General features: G+C 76.9%; 2 protein-coding genes. Both read right to left on the reverse strand.

Annotation, left to right across the window (positions count from 1 at the left end; translation table 11 throughout):
- Positions 1 to 57: 57 nt before the first annotated feature.
- Positions 58 to 858 carry an anti-sigma factor gene (locus tag FOE67_RS25490; RefSeq protein ID WP_182667174.1) on the reverse strand — a complete coding sequence of 267 codons (801 nt, stop codon included), beginning with the start codon at positions 856 to 858 and terminating at the stop codon, positions 58 to 60.
- Positions 855 to 1,439, reverse strand: a complete 585-nt coding sequence (locus FOE67_RS25495; RefSeq protein WP_182667175.1) for a sigma-70 family RNA polymerase sigma factor — start codon at positions 1,437 to 1,439, stop codon at positions 855 to 857. Before FOE67_RS25495 ends, FOE67_RS25490 begins: the two co-directional genes overlap by 4 nt.
- Positions 1,440 to 1,495 lie beyond the last annotated feature (56 nt).

The following is a 1,495-nucleotide window of genomic DNA, read 5'->3' on the forward strand; positions in this document are numbered from 1 at the left end:
GGACCGGGACCGCACCGGGTTCCTGACCCCCGGGCCGGTCCCGGTCCCGGAGCCCCGTCACCCCGTCCCACCGCCGGGCACGGGGAAGGCCATCGCCGCCAACGGCTCCGAGGTCGGCCGCGGTGACCCGCCGGCCGGCTCCAGGGTGATCCCCATGCCCACGGCCCCGGCCAGCGGCCCCTCCATCACCAACGCCGAGGTGCCCGGTTCCCCCGCCGGCTCCATCAGCCCGGCGGGACGCATCGTCCCGGCGTCGTCGAACCACAACTGGTAGGTCATGCCCTCCGGCGCCGGGGGCATCCCCGAGGACACGAACACCGCGCGGTCCTCGGCGGCCGAGACCACCACCGTGCCGGTGGCGCCCGCCACCAGTTCACCGGAGACGGCGAGCGCGTCCGGGGCGGCGAGTACCGCCAGCACCTCCGACATCCCCTCGCCGGCCTCCAGCAGCCGCTCGGCCTCCACCGCCCGCTCCCGGGCGAGGTCCGCCTCCCGGTGCTGCCACACGGCCGCGGCCCCGCCCACCAGCGCCGCGACCAGACAGGCCGCCACGACCCACCGCGGGGCACGCCCCCCGCGTCCCCGGAACCGGCCCGTGCCGGGGCGATCCCCCGCCGGCACCACCGGGGGCTCCTGCCGGACGGTGCCGATCCGCCGCAGCACCTCCGCGCGCATCCCCGGCGGCGGGGCGACCGCGACCGCGCCGGCCAACCGGCCGGCGGTGGCGGCCAACTCGGCGACCTCCACGGCGCACGCGTCGCAGACCGCCAGGTGCCGTTCGAAGTCCGCCCGTTCCCCCGGGGAGAGGGCGTGCAGGACGTAGGCGCCGGTCAGGGTGTGCAGGTCGGCGGTGTTCACGCGGTCACCCCCAGACAGTCGCGCAACCGGATCAGGCCGTCGCGCAGGCGGGTCTTCACGGTGCCCAGCGGAAGCGCCAGCAACTCGGCCACCTCACGGTAGGTCAGCCCCCGGTAGTAGGCCAGGGTCACCGATTGGCGCTGCACCTCGGTGAGCCCGCGCAGGCAGCGGCGCACCTGTTCGCGCTCCAACCGGTGTTCCACCTCTTCGGTCACCTCGTCGTAGGCCGGGGTGTGGTCCAGCAGCGCGGCCCGGTGCTCCCGGTCGCCGGCCGCCTGCGCAGACCGCACCCGGTCCACGGCCCGGCGGTGCGCCATGGTCATCACCCAGGCCATCGCCGCACCGCGCTCGGGTCGGTACCGGGCGGCGCCGCGCCACACCTCCACGAGCACCTCCTGCGCCACCTCCTCGGACTGGGCCGGGTCCCGCAGCACACCGCGGACCAGTCCCAGCACCGGACCCGCCACCAGGTCGTAGACGCCCTCGAACGCCTCCCGGTCGCCCCGTGCCACCCGCCCCAGCAACTCGGCGAGGTCGGGCGCGGCCGGGGTGCTCCCGCCGATCCGTGCCGGTTCCCTCACGGACGTCCACCTCCCCGGACCCGAACGGGGGCGGGGGTCCCGGTGGGGACCGGCAG

This window comes from Streptomyces calidiresistens, from assembly GCF_014141525.1.
Lineage (GTDB): Bacteria > Actinomycetota > Actinomycetes > Streptomycetales > Streptomycetaceae > Streptomyces > Streptomyces calidiresistens.